Here is a 16,417-nt window from a genome sequence, read left to right as displayed (position 1 = left end):
CCGCGAGACAGGGAGAAAAAAAATGCCTGCGTCCGTTGATACTTCGTTAAGAGAGCGTTATTTGAAGGCTATGGTCGACGTGGTGGTGGGGCACCGACTGGCACCTGTCCCTGTCGCCGTCCCCGCTACGGAAACGTTGAGCGACGTGCTGCTGACTGACCTGGAGGACAAGGCTCAAGCGCAAGCCACCGATGTTTCCTCAACGGTGCGCACGTTACAGCGGTACATCCATGGCGTTTATGGCGGCATGGAGCTCGGTTACAAAAACGTTTCTTTCGATCGGGACGACCAGGACTATTGGTGGAAGATCCTGAGCAATTACAGTTCATGGTCGGCCAATGTGCTGCTCAAAGTGCATGCGGCCAACTACATCGAACCGCCATTGCGCCTGAACAAAACCGAGCTGTTCCGTGTACTGGAAGGCGAGCTGATGCAGAGGCGTCTGACTGATGCTTCGGTGAAAGTGGCGCTCATGTCGTACACAAGTGGTTTCGAGAAGCTCAGTAATCTGGAGGTCAGGAGCGGTTATATCGACGGGACGAAAAACCGCAACGCACCTTATTACCTGGTGGCAAGGAGTCGCACGCAACCGTTCGACCATTACCTGCGCAAGGTCAAGGTCGAGGTGGACGAGCACAGTACAAAAATCAACCCGGCGAACTGGGAGGAGTGGCAAAAGTGCAACATCGACACCACTGGCACGGTCCTTGATATCCGCTGTGTGCTGTGGCTTGGCCAGTTGGCGCTGGTCTGGTGTGAATGGATCGATCGCCAGGTCGATAGCGAGGGCGTGGTGCAGTCGCCCTGGACCTTGAACATTAAATTGGCGTTCAAGTCGGTCGACGAGACGTGGTCCGCTCCGTTGACGTTGCATAGCCGAAAATGTGAATCGGACGTTTCCGATGGTTGGCTGGCGGTATTTTCTGATGGTGATGGAAGCCCGAGCGATGATCGGCTGCGAGTGTGTTACACCAATCTTCACACCGCCGACAGGAACGGTACTCCCGGCGGGATCGAGATCCATGAAGTGCGCGATCATTTGATGAGAAGCGTGGAGGGCGATATTTCCACCTCGCTGGCGATGGTCTACGGACGCTTCAGGAATCGTAACGGCGTGCAACAGAAAGTCGTGCCCGCCGATTATCCGAAAATCGAGATCAAGCCCGAGAATCCACCGGCTGATCCCATCGGTAGCGGACTGGCGGTTGATGTTGTCTTCAGTAGCGAAAGGCTGCAGAGCGGCAGTGTGTCTCAAGTGTTGAGGGTGCGTGGTCGCTGCACTGCCGTGCGCGAAGCCGGGCGGGTTTTACAGCGTTTGTCGATCCACTGGAGAGCACTGCATGCCGGCACTTACACCGATGTCAGTATTCAAGACGCTGACGATACGCACGTCACAATCACCCTGACGACGCGTCGACAACCTGTAGCTGAACATAAGGTGCTCCTCTCCACGGAAAACGCTCAGTACGTGACTGTCCATTCGTTTGCTGTCACGGATTTCGAGGAAGTCGCACCAGGCGACAGAACCTGGAAAGCGCAATCTGTCGTAAAACTCATAGACCCTGCATTGCGCTATCTCGTCGAAAGAACCTCGGAGGAAATCCGGGCCGGCGCCGGTTTTTCTGTCGACCCACTGGGGGCGACGGTGGTCAACGATGACAATCGACTCGAACAGAAAGTTCTCTATGACGCCGTTCCGTTCAGCATAGGCCTCCAGAATCCGACTCCGACCGATCCGGCCCCGTCGCAATTCACCGCCCCGCTGGACGGAGCCGTCACATCGCCGTGGGTTGTCTATCTAAGCCCTGTTTTTCCCGTCAACGCAGACATCCCTGTGGACTTCAGTGCGGATGGCGTGAAAGTGACGTTCCTCGTAAAGCTGACGGCCCCGCCGAAGGATTACCTGACCCCGACCATCGGTGAAACCAATGCTCGGGGCGCGCAATTTCTAAGCTTCAACGACCCGACTCAGGCGCTCAGGCACCTTCGACTGGGTTCCCAGATTGCTGCGATTCTGACCAGCCGTGCGGCGGTATCGTTGGATACGCTGATGAGCTGGGATACCCAGCATGTCGAAGAAGACCCTCTGCCGGACGGCTCGCTCGAACAGAATGGCCCGTTTGACGCTTGCAACGGCAAATACATCTGGGAACTGTTTTTTCATATACCGCATCTGGTGTTCTGGCGACTGTCCGAAGAGGGTCGTTACCAGGAAGCACAGCGCTGGCTGGAGTACGTCTTTCACCCACTTTCACCTGAGGTGGTGAAAAAGCGCGGCAGTACCAATTTGAATGCACGGCCGGCCTACTGGCTCTGCCGTCCGTTGAAAATCGATCATGTCGATTGCTCGTACGAGCAACTGGTGCCGACGGATCCGGATGCGCTCGGATATTGCGCGCCGATTCACTTCATGATTGCGGTCTTCCTGCATTACATCCAGAACCTGATCGCAGAAGGCGACGATCTGTTTCGGCGGCTTGATTACGACAGCATGGTCCGTGCCGGCCTGCTCTACAGCAAGGCCTGGAGGATGATCGGTGAAAAAAGTGGTACCGATACGGGTAGCACCTGGAGGTCGCAAACGCTGGATAAATTGCTGGCTGCAATCAAGAATCGGGACCCTCTTAAAGCGTTTGAGACCAGGCTCCACCTTTCACTGGCAGATATACCTATGTCGATGAATGGGAAACCGCGTCTGGATTTGACCGGTAGCGGCATCTTCAAGGCGGGCGTCAACGAACGCCCCGCTGCCATTTGGGTTTCACTCAAATCGCGTCTGGACAATTTGCGTTCGAACCGCTCGATCGACGGTTACGATCTGGTGCTCCCCCTTTTCACACCGATGGGGGACCCCAGAGAACTGCTGATTGCTCAGGGGAATGGCACATTGGGCTCGTCACGCAGTCCGGGTGGCCAGATACAGGTCGTACCTTACAGATTTCAAACCGTCTACGAACTGGCGCGGGACGCCGTCGAGTTTCTGATCCAGCAGGAGGATCAACTGCGTTCGTGGCTGGAAATGCGTGACCGCAACAAGCTTGAAGAACTGCAGCATGAGCATTTGATGGGACTGGCCGAACATACCCGTTCGATTCACGAGGCAACCATCGCCCAGCTTGAGGCCACGGCTGCTTCTTTGCGCCAGAGCGAAAGCATGGTCAACGAACGGATGCAACATTACGAACGCCTGATCAGGGAGGGGGTGTCCACTGCCGAGAACAAAGTCATCGAAAAAAACCGCGATGCCCGTCAGGTTGTTATGGGGGCTGCGGCACTCGAGACCGTCGGAGCGGGACTGAGGTTGCTGCCCAATGTGTTCGGGACGTCTTTTGGGGGCGTTGATCTGTCGGCGGTTCCCTATACGGGCGCCCAGTTGCTCCATTTGGTGGCCCAACAGTGGAGAGGTGAAGCCGAGGAGGCCGGCATCAACGAGTCGTATCGTCGGCGCGGTGAAGAATGGACGCTTGAATACAATCAATCCCGCGCCCAGGCACGGGGCTTGCGCGAACAGATATTGGCTCAGGAACACGGGATCAGGGCGGCCAGGGCCAGCCTGGAGCAATCGGAAATGGCCAATACCCAGTCAAAGGAAATTTACCGATTTTACAAGGAGCGCAGTACCGGCCCGGATCTGAGCAACTGGATCGTGGGGCAGATCAAGACCCTGCTGTACCAGCTCAATGACCTTTGCGTCAGTCTTTGTACGAATGCCGAACGCGCTCTGCAGTATGAAACGGGCGACTTCGAAACGAACATCATTCGTTCCGATGCCTGGAATGACACCCGCCATGGATTCACATCCGGTGCGGCATTGAAAATGGGCCTGTTACAACTGTCGGCCGCGCGGATCCAGCGCCATGAACGTCAGTTGGAAATGACGAAGACGTTCTCCCTGAGTCAGCTCGTGGGCGAAGATGAATGGAACAACTTCATCAAATCGGGAAGCCTGAATTTCAGGTTGAAGGAAAGCCACTTCGCCAATGACTATCCGCAGCATTACTGCCGGCAGATAGTGGAACTGACATGCACCTGCCCGGGGCTGTTGGGGCCATACGAGAATCTTTGCGCCATCCTGATGCAACTTGGCAGTTCGACAATGCTGCAACCGGATATCGACACGTTCAAATATCTGCACGATGAAAGTGGCGAACCGACTCCGGGGGCACTGGTGCAGAACCTGCGGCCCTATCAACAGATAGGTTTGTCTCGAGGCGTGGATGACAACGGTATTGTCGACCGGGCCCCCAGCGATCGCCTGCTGCCTTTTGAAGGCACCGGTGTCCATGGGAACTACAAAATTACGTTTCCCAGGCCAACCAGGGAGAGTCAGGCCAACCTGTTGCAGTCTTTGAGTGATTTTATTTTGACCGTGAGTTATCGCGCTCGCGATGGCGGCCCGCTTTTCGGTAGTGCTGTAGAAGCCGTGCTTGCAGCACCGCGTCAGTCACCGAAAAAACGCCTGGCCACTCAGGCAGGGAAGGTACGGCCATGAACCATAGCTTTCTTGAAAATGGTGACTTCATCAATGATTTGGTTCCTTGGGAAACCAATGATTTGGGTTCGGTAAATCACAACATTGATAAGTGGAACGGTAACGATGTCCACCTGATGGTTGCCAAGAATCTGGGGGAAGGCTGGCAAGGAATAGTATTGCCGGACAAGCCGCGGCCGAAGGCGGACAAGGCGGTTTACTGGCTGCATTTCTTGTACGAAGTTACAGGGCTCCTTCCTGGCGCGCACGGAACTGTCCGGATCACTGGCGCCGAGTCAGGCCAGACGAATCTCAAGCTTGTCAATTCACTCAGAATGGCGACCGAAGAAGGACCTCAAGACGTCTATTTGAACAAGTGGGAGGAGGAGCTGAAGCTCGTCGAGAGTGAAACGCAACTCGAAGTCCGTGTCATGAGCCCTTCAAATGGAGGTATCGGGCCAGGTGCCGTACGTTTCACGCATGCAGAGGTGTTATTGCTGCTGGAGGATCTGGAGCTGTCGTCTTTGACGGTCGACGGAGTGACTCAGGTTCCGGGTGAGATCCGCCTGTGCATTGGTGGCACCCAGGAAGTCGGATTTCTGGTGGAGGATGGAAACGCCTGGGAGGGGACAGAAGCAGGGCTGGTCCCGATCGCCGATACCGATGACCTGCTTCGGGCAGTCCCGGCTATGGAGCAGGAGCAATCCATCGACAATGCCTGGCAACTTTCCTGCAAGGATACGGAGGCTGATGCGCAAGTCACTGCCACTCTGGCCATACGCAGTAAATACACCGCTGAACTGTATGAGTTGAAAGTGGTTTGTGGTCATTTCTGGCTGGACATCATTGCGGTGGAGGAGCCCTGGTTTTTCCCGGTTATCGACCTGGCTCAGTCCGTGAGACTGATTGTGCAAGTGGTCAACCACTTCACCAAGATGCCCTTGGCCAATCGCAAGGTCACTTTCAAACTGGGTGATACGGTGTTGCTGGAGCAGGACTCGAATGCGAATGGCAAGGTTTCCTTGTCATGGCTGCCGACGACCTCGGGCAACCACGAAATCAAGGCATCGGTCGTTAGCTACTACCGGCCGGAAGAGGCCCGGTACACGTTCAGCATCCACGCCATCCAGAGCGATCCCTGGAAAGGCTTCAAGATTCAACTGGACGAACTCCCTGAGGGGAACTGGGGGAGTAGTCCGATCTACCTCAACCGTGGTGCAAGCCATGTGATGAGGGCGAGATTTAGCGATGGCGTCTTGAACGAAGCTTTGTTGACGATGGAGTTTCCGGGGGACGAGACGCCGGCGGATGTGGGCATAGCGATCACCCCTGACACCCAGCCGGTCGACGGGGGCAACGTGAGCTGGGACGTGGTTTGTGAAAACCGCAGAAACGGTGAAGTCTCATTGTTACTCAAGTGTTCAAAGTTGCTGCTGGCGTCTCCATTGTTGAAAGTGAACCTGGGTCATCACTCGCTCTCCATCGTCGATCCGAAGGTTTTAACGAAATTTCCAGTGACGGGTGGGCCCGATGTACGGTTGTCTGCACGAATTGAATCGCGAGTGCCCGGCGTGGGAGGCGTTCCGAACGCCACCACTTATTGGAGTGACAATGGGGAACCGGAAACTACAAAGCCGACGGGGTCTAACGGCAATGTTCTGGCCTCGTTCGAGCCGGGCGCCGAAGGCGATTCCAAAGTCGGTTTAAGAGTCGTCAATCGTTACGATGATGTGGATTGTCTGCACGAGTACAACTTTAAGGTATTCGGAGAGAGTCCCTGGGCCCAATTGGCGAAGGTGACGCTCGATGGGCGAGAGCAAGGGGGTGTGGGGCTGATCTGTTTTCGCAATGCTGTGGCAGTGGCACTGAAAATCGAGCCGGTTGGCGAGTTGCTGATAGATGAAGACTTTTCCATAAACCTTTCAAGTGAGGGGGCAGATCTCGAGTTTCAGGTGTTCCCCGATCCGGCCACCCCTCGCAAAATGCCCGCAGGCGGGCTGATCTACATGGTCAGTTCCACGTCGCAGTTCAGCGCTTTCTTCTCATTGCAGGTACGCCACCATTCAGAGGATTCGGATTCCGGGCTTCCACCTTATGATCTGGAGGGGCGATTGATTTCGGCCGTTCTGTCGGAAGAAGGGGAGTTGAAACTCGATGACCGGCCGTTGGCTCCCGGAGAGTCGATACCGGCCTGCCTCGGAGCGCTCCATACGTTGCAGTTTGTGCCGCTCACGCAAAGTCCCATGGTCGGGCTTGCCATGTCGGCGACATTGCAGGATGGCGACGATCTGGGAATGAAGCTGACGGCCAAAGATAACGAGCCTGTTCCCATCCCTGGAAAAGAGTGGGAACTCGATGCCCGTGCCAGCACCGAAAAGGGCACGCAAGGCATTGTGTTTTCCCTCGTTGAGGCTGAGTTTGGCTACTCGTCGGTAGTCCTTCCATTGGCACACAACCGAATCCTGGCGCAGGCCGACGGGCCTGATGTCGATCTGGAAGTGGGGCAGTCAACACGGTTGTATCTGATGGCTCGTTCGTTTTACACCAACGCACCCGTTTCGACGCTGCCAGTGACCTTTGAGCATGCAGACGATGTAAAGACCGAGCTCACCGATGAGTCGGGTGAGGCCCGATATCTTTTCACCGCTACGGCGCCCGGCACGTTTGCGGTTACCGCTACTGCCGAGAGTCCTTACGACGCAGTTCCACAGGTCGAAACCTTCAGCGTATTGGTTATTGGCTCCCGTACTCGGGACGCCGATCAAATGGGTGAGTCATCCATTCCAACTTTACGGAAAAGGGACTGAATCATGTCTAACACAATCATGCAGACAACCGTGGCTGGCGAGATTGTCGAAGTAGAGGACGCCTCGTACGATCCGGAGACTGGACAATCGGTACGACTGGCCGTCCGGGTAGCCGTTGTTGGCACAGGTGAAGCCTTGGCCAACGCAAACGTCGTATTTGAAACCCTGCCTGGGCCGGAGCCAGTGCGAGTGGCGACAGACAGCGAGGGGTGGGCGCCGTTTGTCTACAAGGCCAACGTGCAAGGACGCGTTCAGGTAACGGCAGTAGTCGAGGGGAGCCAGGCGAAAACGGCGTCACATACTTTCCATGTCACGGTCGTGAAGGCTGGAGTCTGGGACGAGGCCACGATGACTCTCAATAGCGTCGCCACGAGCGAGGCTCGCTGGGGGGCAGAAAGCAAGTTTCCCCGAATCACTCCGGCAACTCATACCATCACTTTGAAGGCTGCCGCCGGAAGCGCTTTGCTCAATCGTAATGTTCAACTGGGCGTCCTGAGCGAGTCATCTCTGGCTGAGCTGGGTATCACGAATGTGAACCCGGCATTGGGTACCGCGCGGTTATTCACTGCCGCCGGGCTGAGTTGGACATTTACCGCCAGTACAGCGGCCGGGGGAACTTACTTCCTGGTTCTGGCGGCGGATCGCCTGATCAATCAATCGGCAGAAAACCATATGTCGCTGGGGCCAAATCCACCGTCGCCGGGTTTGGCAACCTAAAAAACACCCGTCTTCTTCCAGGCAAGATACCGCGTTATGACCCCGGCCCCCAGTTCTTCGGGACGGGCCTGCACTACTGCAACACCTTGAGTGCTCAAGCGCTCATGGTGTTGCGCGCTGGCGTTGAGGTAATCCACGGCCGCGCAATAGGTCAACGCTTCATCCAGCGTTTGTACCGATCGATGACGCAGATCATCCAGCGTGGTTTCGCGCAGGCTGGCGACCAGAACCCGGTGTTGCCGGCTCAGGTGCCGGACTGCATTCAGCAGCTCCTCATCAACCTCATCCCGCAAATTGGTCACCAGCACCACCAGCGCCCGACGCTTCTGCCTCGCCAGCAACTGATTCACCGCCGCCGGATAATCCGCCGAACGTTGCGTGCTATCCAGATCGTAAACACCGTTGAGCAACACCTTGAGCTGCCCTGCACCTTTGACCGGTGCAATGAACCGCGGCTGATCACTGGCAAATGTCATCAACCCCACCGCATCCCCCTGCCGCAACGCTACATAACTCAACAGCAGACACGCATTCAACGCATGATCAAAATGCGACAGCTCACCATCCTGACTGCGCATCTGCCGCCCGCAATCGAGCATGAAGATGATCTGCTGATCCCTCTCGTCTTCGTATTCACGAGCAATCGGTGTGCGATGGCGGGCGGTGGCTTTCCAGTCGATCTGGCGCAGGCTGTCGCCTTCGCGAAACTCCCGCAGTTGATGGAATTCCATCCCCTGGCCACGGCGTTGGCGCTGGCGTACGCCGAGCTGGCTGAGCCAGTTGTCGACCGCCAGCAACTGGCCGCCGTAGAGGCGGGCGAAGTCGGGGTAGACGCGGGTGTGGTCGGTGAGGTTCAGCAGGCGTTTGCCGGACCACAGGCCGAAGGGGCTTGGCAGGTTGAGTTCGCAGGTGTCGAAGGTGAAGTGGCCGCGTTTGAGCGGCCGCAGGCGATAGCCGATCAGGCTGCGCTGGCCGGGTTGTAGCTCGGTGGTTAGCGGATGATTTTCATAACTCAGGCCATCGGGCACGTGGTCGAAGATTTGAATGGTCAGTGGTTGGTCGAAATCATGTTCGACTTCCAGCCGCACTTCGCTCCAGCGACCGAGTGCCAGGCTACCGGGCATCTGTCGTTGCACGCGGGGCGAGGGCAGGCGCTTCAGGCGCAGGGCGTCCAGCAGGCTCAGCGCGAACAATGCCAGCAACAATCCCCAATTGATCGACAGCAGGCTCGAAGGCACTTCGATGTCCAGCGCCTGCAAAGTGCCCAGCACAATGCCGATGGCCAGCAGGATCGCCAGCCAGATCAACAGCAGGCGCGAGGGTTTCACAGGCGCGGCGCCGGTACTTGGTCGAGCAGTTGCTGAAGGACTTGATCGACTTGCAGCCCTTCGATGTCCAGCTCCGGCGCGAGGCGCACCCGGTGACGCAGCACCGCCAGCGCGCAACCCTTGATGTCGTCGGGAATCACGAACTCGCCGCCGCGCAACAAGGCCCGGGCGCGGGCGCAGCGCACCAGTGCAATGGACGCTCGTGGCCCGGCGCCGAGGTTCAGCCCCGGCCAGGTGCGGGTGCTGCGAGCGAGACGCACGGCGTAATCGAGGACCTGATCGTCCAGCGGCAGATCGCTGGCGATGCGTTGCAGGGCCTGCACGTCCTTGGCCTGCAACACGGTGCGCAGCGGTTGCACGTCGAGCATGTCGGCGCGGGTCGAGCGACTGACCTGCCGCACCATGTCCAGCTCCTGATCGGCGTCGGGGTAATCCATGCGCACCTTGAGCATGAAACGGTCGAGCTCGGCTTCGGGCAGCGGGTAAGTGCCTTCCTGTTCGATCGGGTTTTGCGTGGCGAGCACCATGAACGGCTGGGCAATCGGCAGGGCCCGACCTTCGAGGGTGACCTGACGTTCCTGCATCGCTTCGAGCAATGCGGCCTGGGTCTTGGCCGGGGCGCGGTTGATCTCGTCGGCCAGCAGCAGGTTGGTGAACAGCGGGCCTTTGCGCAGTTTGAATTGTTCGGTCTGCAGGTCGTAAACCGCGTGGCCGGTGACGTCGCTGGGCATCAGGTCCGGGGTGAACTGGATACGCGCGAACTCACCGCCGAAGCACTTCGCCAGGGCGCGTACCAACAAGGTCTTGCCAAGGCCGGGAACACCTTCGAGCAGCACATGGCCGCCGGCGATCAGCGCGGTCAGCACGTCGTCGATCACCGGGTTCTGGCCGATCAATGCCTTCTGCAATTCACCGCGTACCGCTTGGGCCAACTGACTGGCCCGGTGGCGTTGCTGGGCCGCGTGGCTGGGCGAGCCGGGTTCGATGTGTTCGGTCATAACGAGTTCCTCAGGGCTTGCAGGTGGGCGACCTGACGGCAGAATTCGGCGCTGGACATCCGCCGCTTCGGTGTCGGGCTCAGAACCTGGCTGATGGCGCGGGTCGGCTGGCGGGTCAGGCGCGACAGGGCCAGCCATTGTTCGGCGACGTTCAATTGGTCGAAACCGGGATGTCGGTGACGGGCGCGGCGCAGGACGTCCTGCTGCAAGGCTTGCAGCAAGGTCTGTTGGCCGTTGTGGCGCAGGATGAAATCGGCACTGGCGCGCAGGTGTTCCATCAGCTGACGACGACCGCTCGGGGCAGGGGCCTGCATCGGCCCGTGACGCACGCCGACATGCCACAACCACAGACCGATCAGCGCCAGCAGGGCGACGATGGCCTGCGGGAAATAGCGCCAGAGCAAGGTCAGCAGACCGTCGTGTTCGGTGTTGTACAGCAGCGTCACGGCGGTGTCGGCGCTCAGGTACCAGAGCAGCCAGGCGTTGTCGTGCTGCGCAATCGCCGGGGTTTTCCACAGTTCGGCATCGGTGACCACGGTGATCGTGCCGACGCCGTAGGGCAGTTGCATCATGTGCGTGGCGCGGGCGCTGTTGGCCCAGGCCTGGGCGAGGTTTTTCGGGTCGTCGAGGTGGAACGTGGTGTCGAACCCGGCGTAGGCGGGGGCGTCTTCGTCTTCCAGATAGAGCTTGGTCAGGTTGGGCCAGGGATCGTCGTCGGCATCCGGTGGCGGGTCTTTCAGATCCTTGCTCAGGGACTGATGCAGTTGCACACGGTCGAGCAGCAGGTCGTTGCTCTGGCCGGTCTTTTCATCCCACAGCGATTCGGCGACGAACACCAGCCGCCCGCCGGCGCGGGCCCAGTTCAAGACCTGATCGACCTGACGCGGCGTCATTTTTGAACGGTCGTTGAACAACAGCAGGGTGTGTCGGCGCGGATCTATCTCCGGCAGCACGGTCAGGCTTTCGGCATGGCCGACGGTAATCCCGCGACTGCGTAGAAACATCTCCGCCGCCAGATAGGGATTGGCTTGCGCGGCGGGGGAAGGGCCGTGATCGATCACGGCCTGGTAAGGCGTGGCCTTGAGGTAAAGATAAACGCCCAATGCGCCCAACAGGGCGACGATCAACGCGCCGACCAGCCAGAGTGCGCGCCGGTTCAACGGGCAGCTCCATGGCCGAACAGTGACCGCCAGCCATCGCACAATTCCTGTTGCAGGTGCGCCGCCGGTACGCGGTGCCCGTAGGCCATGTTCTGCCAGTGGCCGGTGAGATGACGGCTGTAGGCGAGCAGGTCGGGACGCTGCAAATGTTCGATCCGCGCCAGTACTTCGCTTTCGGTATCGGCCGGTTTCAGGGTCAGGTTGAAGTCATGCAGCAGGTGACTGAGCAGCGCCCGATACAGCAGGCCGAGCGCCGCACGGGGCTGGGTCTGCCAAAGCTGTTCGGCGCTGGCGGCGATGTCGTCGGGCAAGGTTTCCTTGCTCAGGTCGAGGCCGAAGGCTTGTTGTGACGCGGGTCGTTTGATCCGCTCGGGCAATCGCGGGCGACGGCTGACGAACGTTTGCAGAAACTCGCGATAGCGCCAGATCAACCAGCCGACCGCCCCGATCACCACGGCCCACAGCAACACTTCAATGGCCTTGGCCAGCCCGTTGAGGTGTTGACCATTGAGCCAGCCCAGCAGGGTTTTCAGCCAATGCGGCGCCTTGCCATCCTTGGGTTTCTCGGCGGTGGCAGGATCTTCGCCAAAGCGATAACGGGTGACGGTTTCCTTGTTCTTGAACGGCGGTTGTTCCAGCAAGGCCTTGATGCTGTCGCGGGATGCCTGACTGGTCAGTGGCTGATTCAGGAGCCGGGGCGCATCCGGGGCCGTGGCAGGGTCGGCGGCCCATGTCGACGGCACTCCCGGCAGCAGCAGACAAACCGCCAGCAGCAAACCGAGTGCGCTGCTGTTCACGCGTTGGCGCAAGCGGCGGAACACCAGTTCGATGTCCCACGCTTCGAGCACGGTGCGCCGGTTCAGGTAAAGGCTGAAACCGCAGGCGACGTAGATCGGTTCCCAGATCACCAGTATCAGGGCATAGAAGGCATTGGTCAGGTGCTCGAGCCAGCGCCATTGGTGGTCGGCGGTGAAGATCAGGCTTTGCCAGTCCCAATCGGTTTCGACCTGTTGTGGCAGAAGCAAGTAGAACAACACCATCAGGCCGATCCACAGCGCCGTTTCCAGATGCACGCCAATGATCGTCAGCCACTGGGCCGCGCCGGCATTACGCTCCAGCAGCACCCGCAAACGCTGCTGGCGTGCGAGGCCGCCCAGGCCTTCGAGTTGCACCACCGGCATCAGGAAACTGCGACTGAAGCTCAGGCGTCGCCAGGTCAGGCTCGCCACCAGTTGAGGTTTGAGCAGTTCTGGCCATTGGCGTAACGCCTGTTTCAGCGTGGGCGTTTCGCCGAACAGGGCTTTGGAGAGGATGTACAGCGGCAAGCGCTCGTACGCCGGTTTCAGCCACCAGAAGATAAACACCGCGAGCGACGGCGAATCCCAGAACAACAGGCTGAGCACCACGAACAGCGGCAGGGTGACGATGGCCCAACTGGTCATCAGCAAGCGCCGATGTTGCTGGCTCATGCGCACGCCCAGATCCATGGCTTCCCAGGTATTGCGCGGGCGGATCACCACGGTGGCGTCACTCAGGCGCATGGCGGGTCCTTCCGGCGAACAACAGATACGTCGCCACGCAGAGCCAGAGCCCGGCGCCGACCAGGTATTTGGTCTGCGGCGTGACCCCGGTGCGTGACGACCAGTAGGCCTCGATAAACGCGGCGATCAACAGGAACAGCATCACCCCGCAGATCAGCAAAACACTCTGGCGCGCCGAGTGTCTCAATGCCTCGCCGCGTGTCAGGCGACCCGGCGCGATCAACGCCCAACCCAGTTTCAGCCCCGCCGCGCCGGCCAGGGCAATGGCGGTGAGTTCGAAGGCACCGTGCCCGATCACGAACGACCAGAAGGTCTGGCCGTAGCCGATTTCACTCAGGTGCCCGGCCACGGTGCCGATGATCAGGCCGTTGTAGAACAGGAAAAACGCGCTGCCCACCCCTAGCAGCAAACCGCTGGCGAAGGTCTGAAAGGCGATGCCGATGTTGTGCATGATGTAGTAGCCGAACATCACCCAGTCTTCGCTCGCCGCGCGTTCGGCGGAGCGTCCGAGGTGGCCGGCGGCGGGGTCGTACATGCTCTGCATTTCGCGCACCTGATCGGCGGGAATCAGGTTGTAGACCAGCTCGGGGAACACGTACACCAGCAGTCCGAAACCGATCAGGCTGCCGAAAAACAGCAATCCGGCGGCCAGCACGAAGCGCCATTCGGCGCGTACCAGCCGTGGAAATCCGGCCAGGATGAAGCCCAGCACGTTAGTGCCGAGCTGGCTGCGATGACGGTAAAGTTGTTGATGACCGCGCAGTACCAACTGTTGCAAGGAGTCGACGAGGAAACTGCTGTAACCACGTTCCTGCGCCAGGGCCAGATGCTGGCAGAGTCGCCGGTAGGCCTTGGGGAATTCCGCCACCTGCGAAGTGTCCTTGCCGCGCTCCAGACGTTCGAGGGCGAGCGTGAAGCGCTCCCATTCGGCCTTGTGGCGGCTTTCGAAAAGACTTTGCTTCATGTCGGCCCCAACAGGCCGCGGGCGATGCCGTTGAGTTCACCGACGGCTTTCGGCGCGCTGATGTGCAGCGGCTGGGCGAGCAGCGCAGCGAGTTCGTTGACCCGCGCCGTCGACAGTTCACCCTGGCGTTCGGCGAAAGCGAGCAGGGCGCGTTGCTCGGTCAGGGTCAGCGGGATCGGCGAGCGACGGGGTTCGGCATCGGGCAACTGCGGGCGCTTGAGCGGGTGTTCGCTGTAGATCACCAGCGTGCCGGCAGCGATGTCACCGAGGCGTTTGAAAGTCGGATGTTGCAGGCAACTGATGGCGCCAAGGAAATAGCCGAACGGCATCAGGTCGACAAAACGCAGCAGATTGCGCAGCAAGGAGGCCGACCAGCCGACCGGCGTGCCATCGTCGTGCACCACCCGCAGGCCCATCCATTGCTTGCCCGGCGAACGGCCCTGACGCAGCACTTCGAACAGCACCATGTACCACCAGCTCACGGCGAACAGCAGCAGTGAACCGAGACCAATGCCGAGTTTGCCGAGCAGCGCCAGCAACATGAACAGCAGCCCCAGGATCAACCCGCGCAAACAAAGATCGATGGTGAAGGCCACGGCACGCACCATCAGGCCGGCGGGACGCAGCGGCAGATCGATGCCTTCCGGCGTTTCGACCTGGTGCCGTGTGTCCAGCGGCGGGGCCAGCGTTGCTTTCCTTGGCGGTGCTGTGGTCTCGAGCATGGGCTACCTGATGTTGCCGGATCGGGATGCGAGTGAATCCGATGCTAGCAGCCTCTCGGGGGAAAACGACATAACTATGTCATTCACATCGTTCATCCAAATGTGCCTGAATGATGCGGTGCTGGCCGCGACGGCAGTCGAACGCCTAGACTTTGCCGATCTTCAGTTCAGGAACCGCCCGTGACTTCCATCTTCTGGTACGACTACGAAACCACCGGCATCAATCCCCGAAGTGACCGTCCGTTGCAGGTGGCCGGGATCCGCACCGACCACGATCTCAACGAAATCGACGAACCGGTCAATCTTTACTGCCAGCCCAGCGAAGATATCCTGCCGCATCCGGCGGCCTGCGCTATCACCGGCATCACCCCGAGCCGCCTCGCCGAGCAGGGCTTGAGCGAAGCCGACTTCATGACCCGGGTCCACGCCCAGCTCGCGGCTCCCGGCACCTGCGGCGCGGGGTACAACACCTTGCGTTTCGATGACGAGATGACCCGCTACAGCCTGTATCGCAACTTTTTCGACCCTTATGCCCGTGAATGGCAGGGCGGCAACAGCCGTTGGGATCTGATTGATGTGGTGCGCGCCGCTTATGCGTTGCGCCCCGATGGTCTGATCTGGCCGACCGATGACGAAGGCAAGGTCACGCTCAAGCTCGAACGCCTGACCGCCGCCAATGGCATCGATCACGGCAATGCCCACGAGGCGTTGTCGGACGTGCGCGCCACCATCGCTCTGGCCCGGTTGATCCGCGAGAAACAGCCGAAACTGTATGACTGGCTGTTCCAGCTGCGCAGCAAGCAGAAGGTCATGGACCAGATTCGCCTGTTGCAACCGATGGTGCACATTTCCGGACGCTTCTCGGCGGCGCGCAGTTTTGTCGGTGTGGTACTGCCGCTGGCCTGGCATCCACGCAACAAGAACGCGCTGATTGTCTGTGATCTGCACCTGGACCCGCAGGGCCTGCTGGATCTGGATGCACAGACCTTGCGTCAGCGCCTGTATACCCGTCGTGATGATCTGGCCGAAGGCGAATTGCCGGTGCCGCTCAAGCTCATTCACATCAACAAGTGCCCGGTGGTGGCGCCTTTGTCGGTGTTGAGGGCAGAAGATCAGCAGCGTCTGGGTCTGGACATGGCGCTGTATCAGGCCCGCGCATTGCGACTAAGTGACGCACAACAAGTTTGGAAAGATAAAGTCCCGGCGATTTATGCCAGCGAAGATTTCACCCCGAGTGAAGATCCCGAACAACAGTTGTACGACGGATTTATCGGTGATCGTGATCGTCGTTTATGTGAGCAAGTGAGGACGGTGGATCCTGCGCAATTGTCGCGAGAGCAATGGCCGTTCGATGACGAACGTTTGCCTGATTTGTTGTTTCGATATCGAGCACGTAACTTTCCGGATACGTTGAATTTCGAAGAGCAAGAACGCTGGCAAATCTTTTGTCGGCAGCGCTTGTCCGAGCCTGAATGGGGCGCCCCTAATACCTTGCAATCTTTTACAGAGGCCGCGGAGCAATGGTTGCTTAGTGCCACGCCATTACAGCGTGAGGTGCTGATTGAATGGCAGAGTTATGTCCAGGCATTGCGCAAACGTTTGAATCTTTGAAATCGAACATGTCCGTCGCCTGAGCGACGGGCATAAAAAAACGCCAGCGGATGCTGGCGTTTCTTTTGTGTCGCGGACGGGTCTGCGACAAGGGTTGC

11 protein-coding genes are annotated in these 16,417 nt (G+C 59.1%); 5 read left to right on the top strand and 6 right to left on the bottom strand.

What is annotated here, in order from left to right; translation table 11 throughout:
* The first annotated feature begins 22 nt into the window (after positions 1 to 22).
* From M5B44_RS11405 to M5B44_RS11395, 3 genes are read left to right on the top strand one after another with little or no spacing between them, the layout of a single operon-like run.
* Positions 23 to 4,492 (top strand): neuraminidase-like domain-containing protein, encoded by a 4,470-nt coding sequence (locus M5B44_RS11405; RefSeq protein ID WP_248739212.1) that lies wholly within the window; start codon positions 23 to 25, stop codon positions 4,490 to 4,492.
* Complete coding sequence (locus tag M5B44_RS11400) at positions 4,489 to 7,278, top strand: Ig-like domain-containing protein (RefSeq protein ID WP_248739211.1); 2,790 nt, start codon at positions 4,489 to 4,491, stop codon at positions 7,276 to 7,278. The genes M5B44_RS11405 and M5B44_RS11400 overlap by 4 nt, the downstream gene beginning before the upstream one ends.
* 3 nt (positions 7,279 to 7,281) lie before the next feature.
* On the top strand, positions 7,282 to 7,995 hold the full coding sequence (locus tag M5B44_RS11395) for a hypothetical protein (RefSeq protein ID WP_248739210.1): 714 nt from the start codon (positions 7,282 to 7,284) through the stop codon (positions 7,993 to 7,995).
* On the opposite strand, the gene M5B44_RS11390 is transcribed toward M5B44_RS11395, so the two are convergent.
* The 6 genes from M5B44_RS11390 to M5B44_RS11365 are packed head-to-tail and all read right to left on the bottom strand — an operon-like array spanning position 7,992 to position 14,708.
* Complete coding sequence (locus M5B44_RS11390) at positions 7,992 to 9,323, bottom strand: DUF58 domain-containing protein (protein ID WP_248739209.1); 1,332 nt, start codon at positions 9,321 to 9,323, stop codon at positions 7,992 to 7,994. The two genes, M5B44_RS11395 and M5B44_RS11390, sit on opposite strands and share 4 nt — an antisense overlap.
* On the bottom strand, positions 9,320 to 10,321 hold the full coding sequence (locus tag M5B44_RS11385; protein ID WP_248739208.1) for an AAA family ATPase: 1,002 nt from the start codon (positions 10,319 to 10,321) through the stop codon (positions 9,320 to 9,322). Before M5B44_RS11385 ends, M5B44_RS11390 begins: the two co-directional genes overlap by 4 nt.
* Complete coding sequence (locus M5B44_RS11380; protein WP_248739207.1) at positions 10,318 to 11,481, bottom strand: DUF4350 domain-containing protein; 1,164 nt, start codon at positions 11,479 to 11,481, stop codon at positions 10,318 to 10,320. Before M5B44_RS11380 ends, M5B44_RS11385 begins: the two co-directional genes overlap by 4 nt.
* On the bottom strand, positions 11,478 to 13,022 hold the full coding sequence (locus M5B44_RS11375) for a DUF4129 domain-containing protein (RefSeq protein WP_248739206.1): 1,545 nt from the start codon (positions 13,020 to 13,022) through the stop codon (positions 11,478 to 11,480). The genes M5B44_RS11380 and M5B44_RS11375 overlap by 4 nt, the downstream gene beginning before the upstream one ends.
* Positions 13,009 to 13,986, bottom strand: coding sequence for a stage II sporulation protein M (locus M5B44_RS11370; RefSeq protein WP_248739205.1), 978 nt, complete (start codon positions 13,984 to 13,986; stop codon positions 13,009 to 13,011). Before M5B44_RS11370 ends, M5B44_RS11375 begins: the two co-directional genes overlap by 14 nt.
* On the bottom strand, positions 13,983 to 14,708 hold the full coding sequence (locus M5B44_RS11365; RefSeq protein WP_248739204.1) for an RDD family protein: 726 nt from the start codon (positions 14,706 to 14,708) through the stop codon (positions 13,983 to 13,985). The genes M5B44_RS11370 and M5B44_RS11365 overlap by 4 nt, the downstream gene beginning before the upstream one ends.
* On the opposite strand from M5B44_RS11365, the gene M5B44_RS11360 reads away from it, so the two are divergent.
* Positions 14,707 to 14,892 carry a hypothetical protein gene (locus M5B44_RS11360; RefSeq protein ID WP_248739203.1) on the top strand — a complete coding sequence of 62 codons (186 nt, stop codon included), beginning with the start codon at positions 14,707 to 14,709 and terminating at the stop codon, positions 14,890 to 14,892. The genes M5B44_RS11365 and M5B44_RS11360 overlap by 2 nt on opposite strands.
* Positions 14,889 to 16,319 carry an exodeoxyribonuclease I gene (sbcB, locus tag M5B44_RS11355; RefSeq protein ID WP_248739202.1) on the top strand — a complete coding sequence of 477 codons (1,431 nt, stop codon included), beginning with the start codon at positions 14,889 to 14,891 and terminating at the stop codon, positions 16,317 to 16,319. The genes M5B44_RS11360 and sbcB overlap by 4 nt, the downstream gene beginning before the upstream one ends.
* Positions 16,320 to 16,417 lie beyond the last annotated feature (98 nt).

This window comes from Pseudomonas sp. MWU12-2029 (genome assembly GCF_023242425.1).
Classification (GTDB): domain Bacteria; phylum Pseudomonadota; class Gammaproteobacteria; order Pseudomonadales; family Pseudomonadaceae; genus Aquipseudomonas; species Aquipseudomonas kribbensis.
Note: the sequence above shows the minus strand (reverse complement) of the source record. Positions and strands in the feature narration are given on the sequence as shown.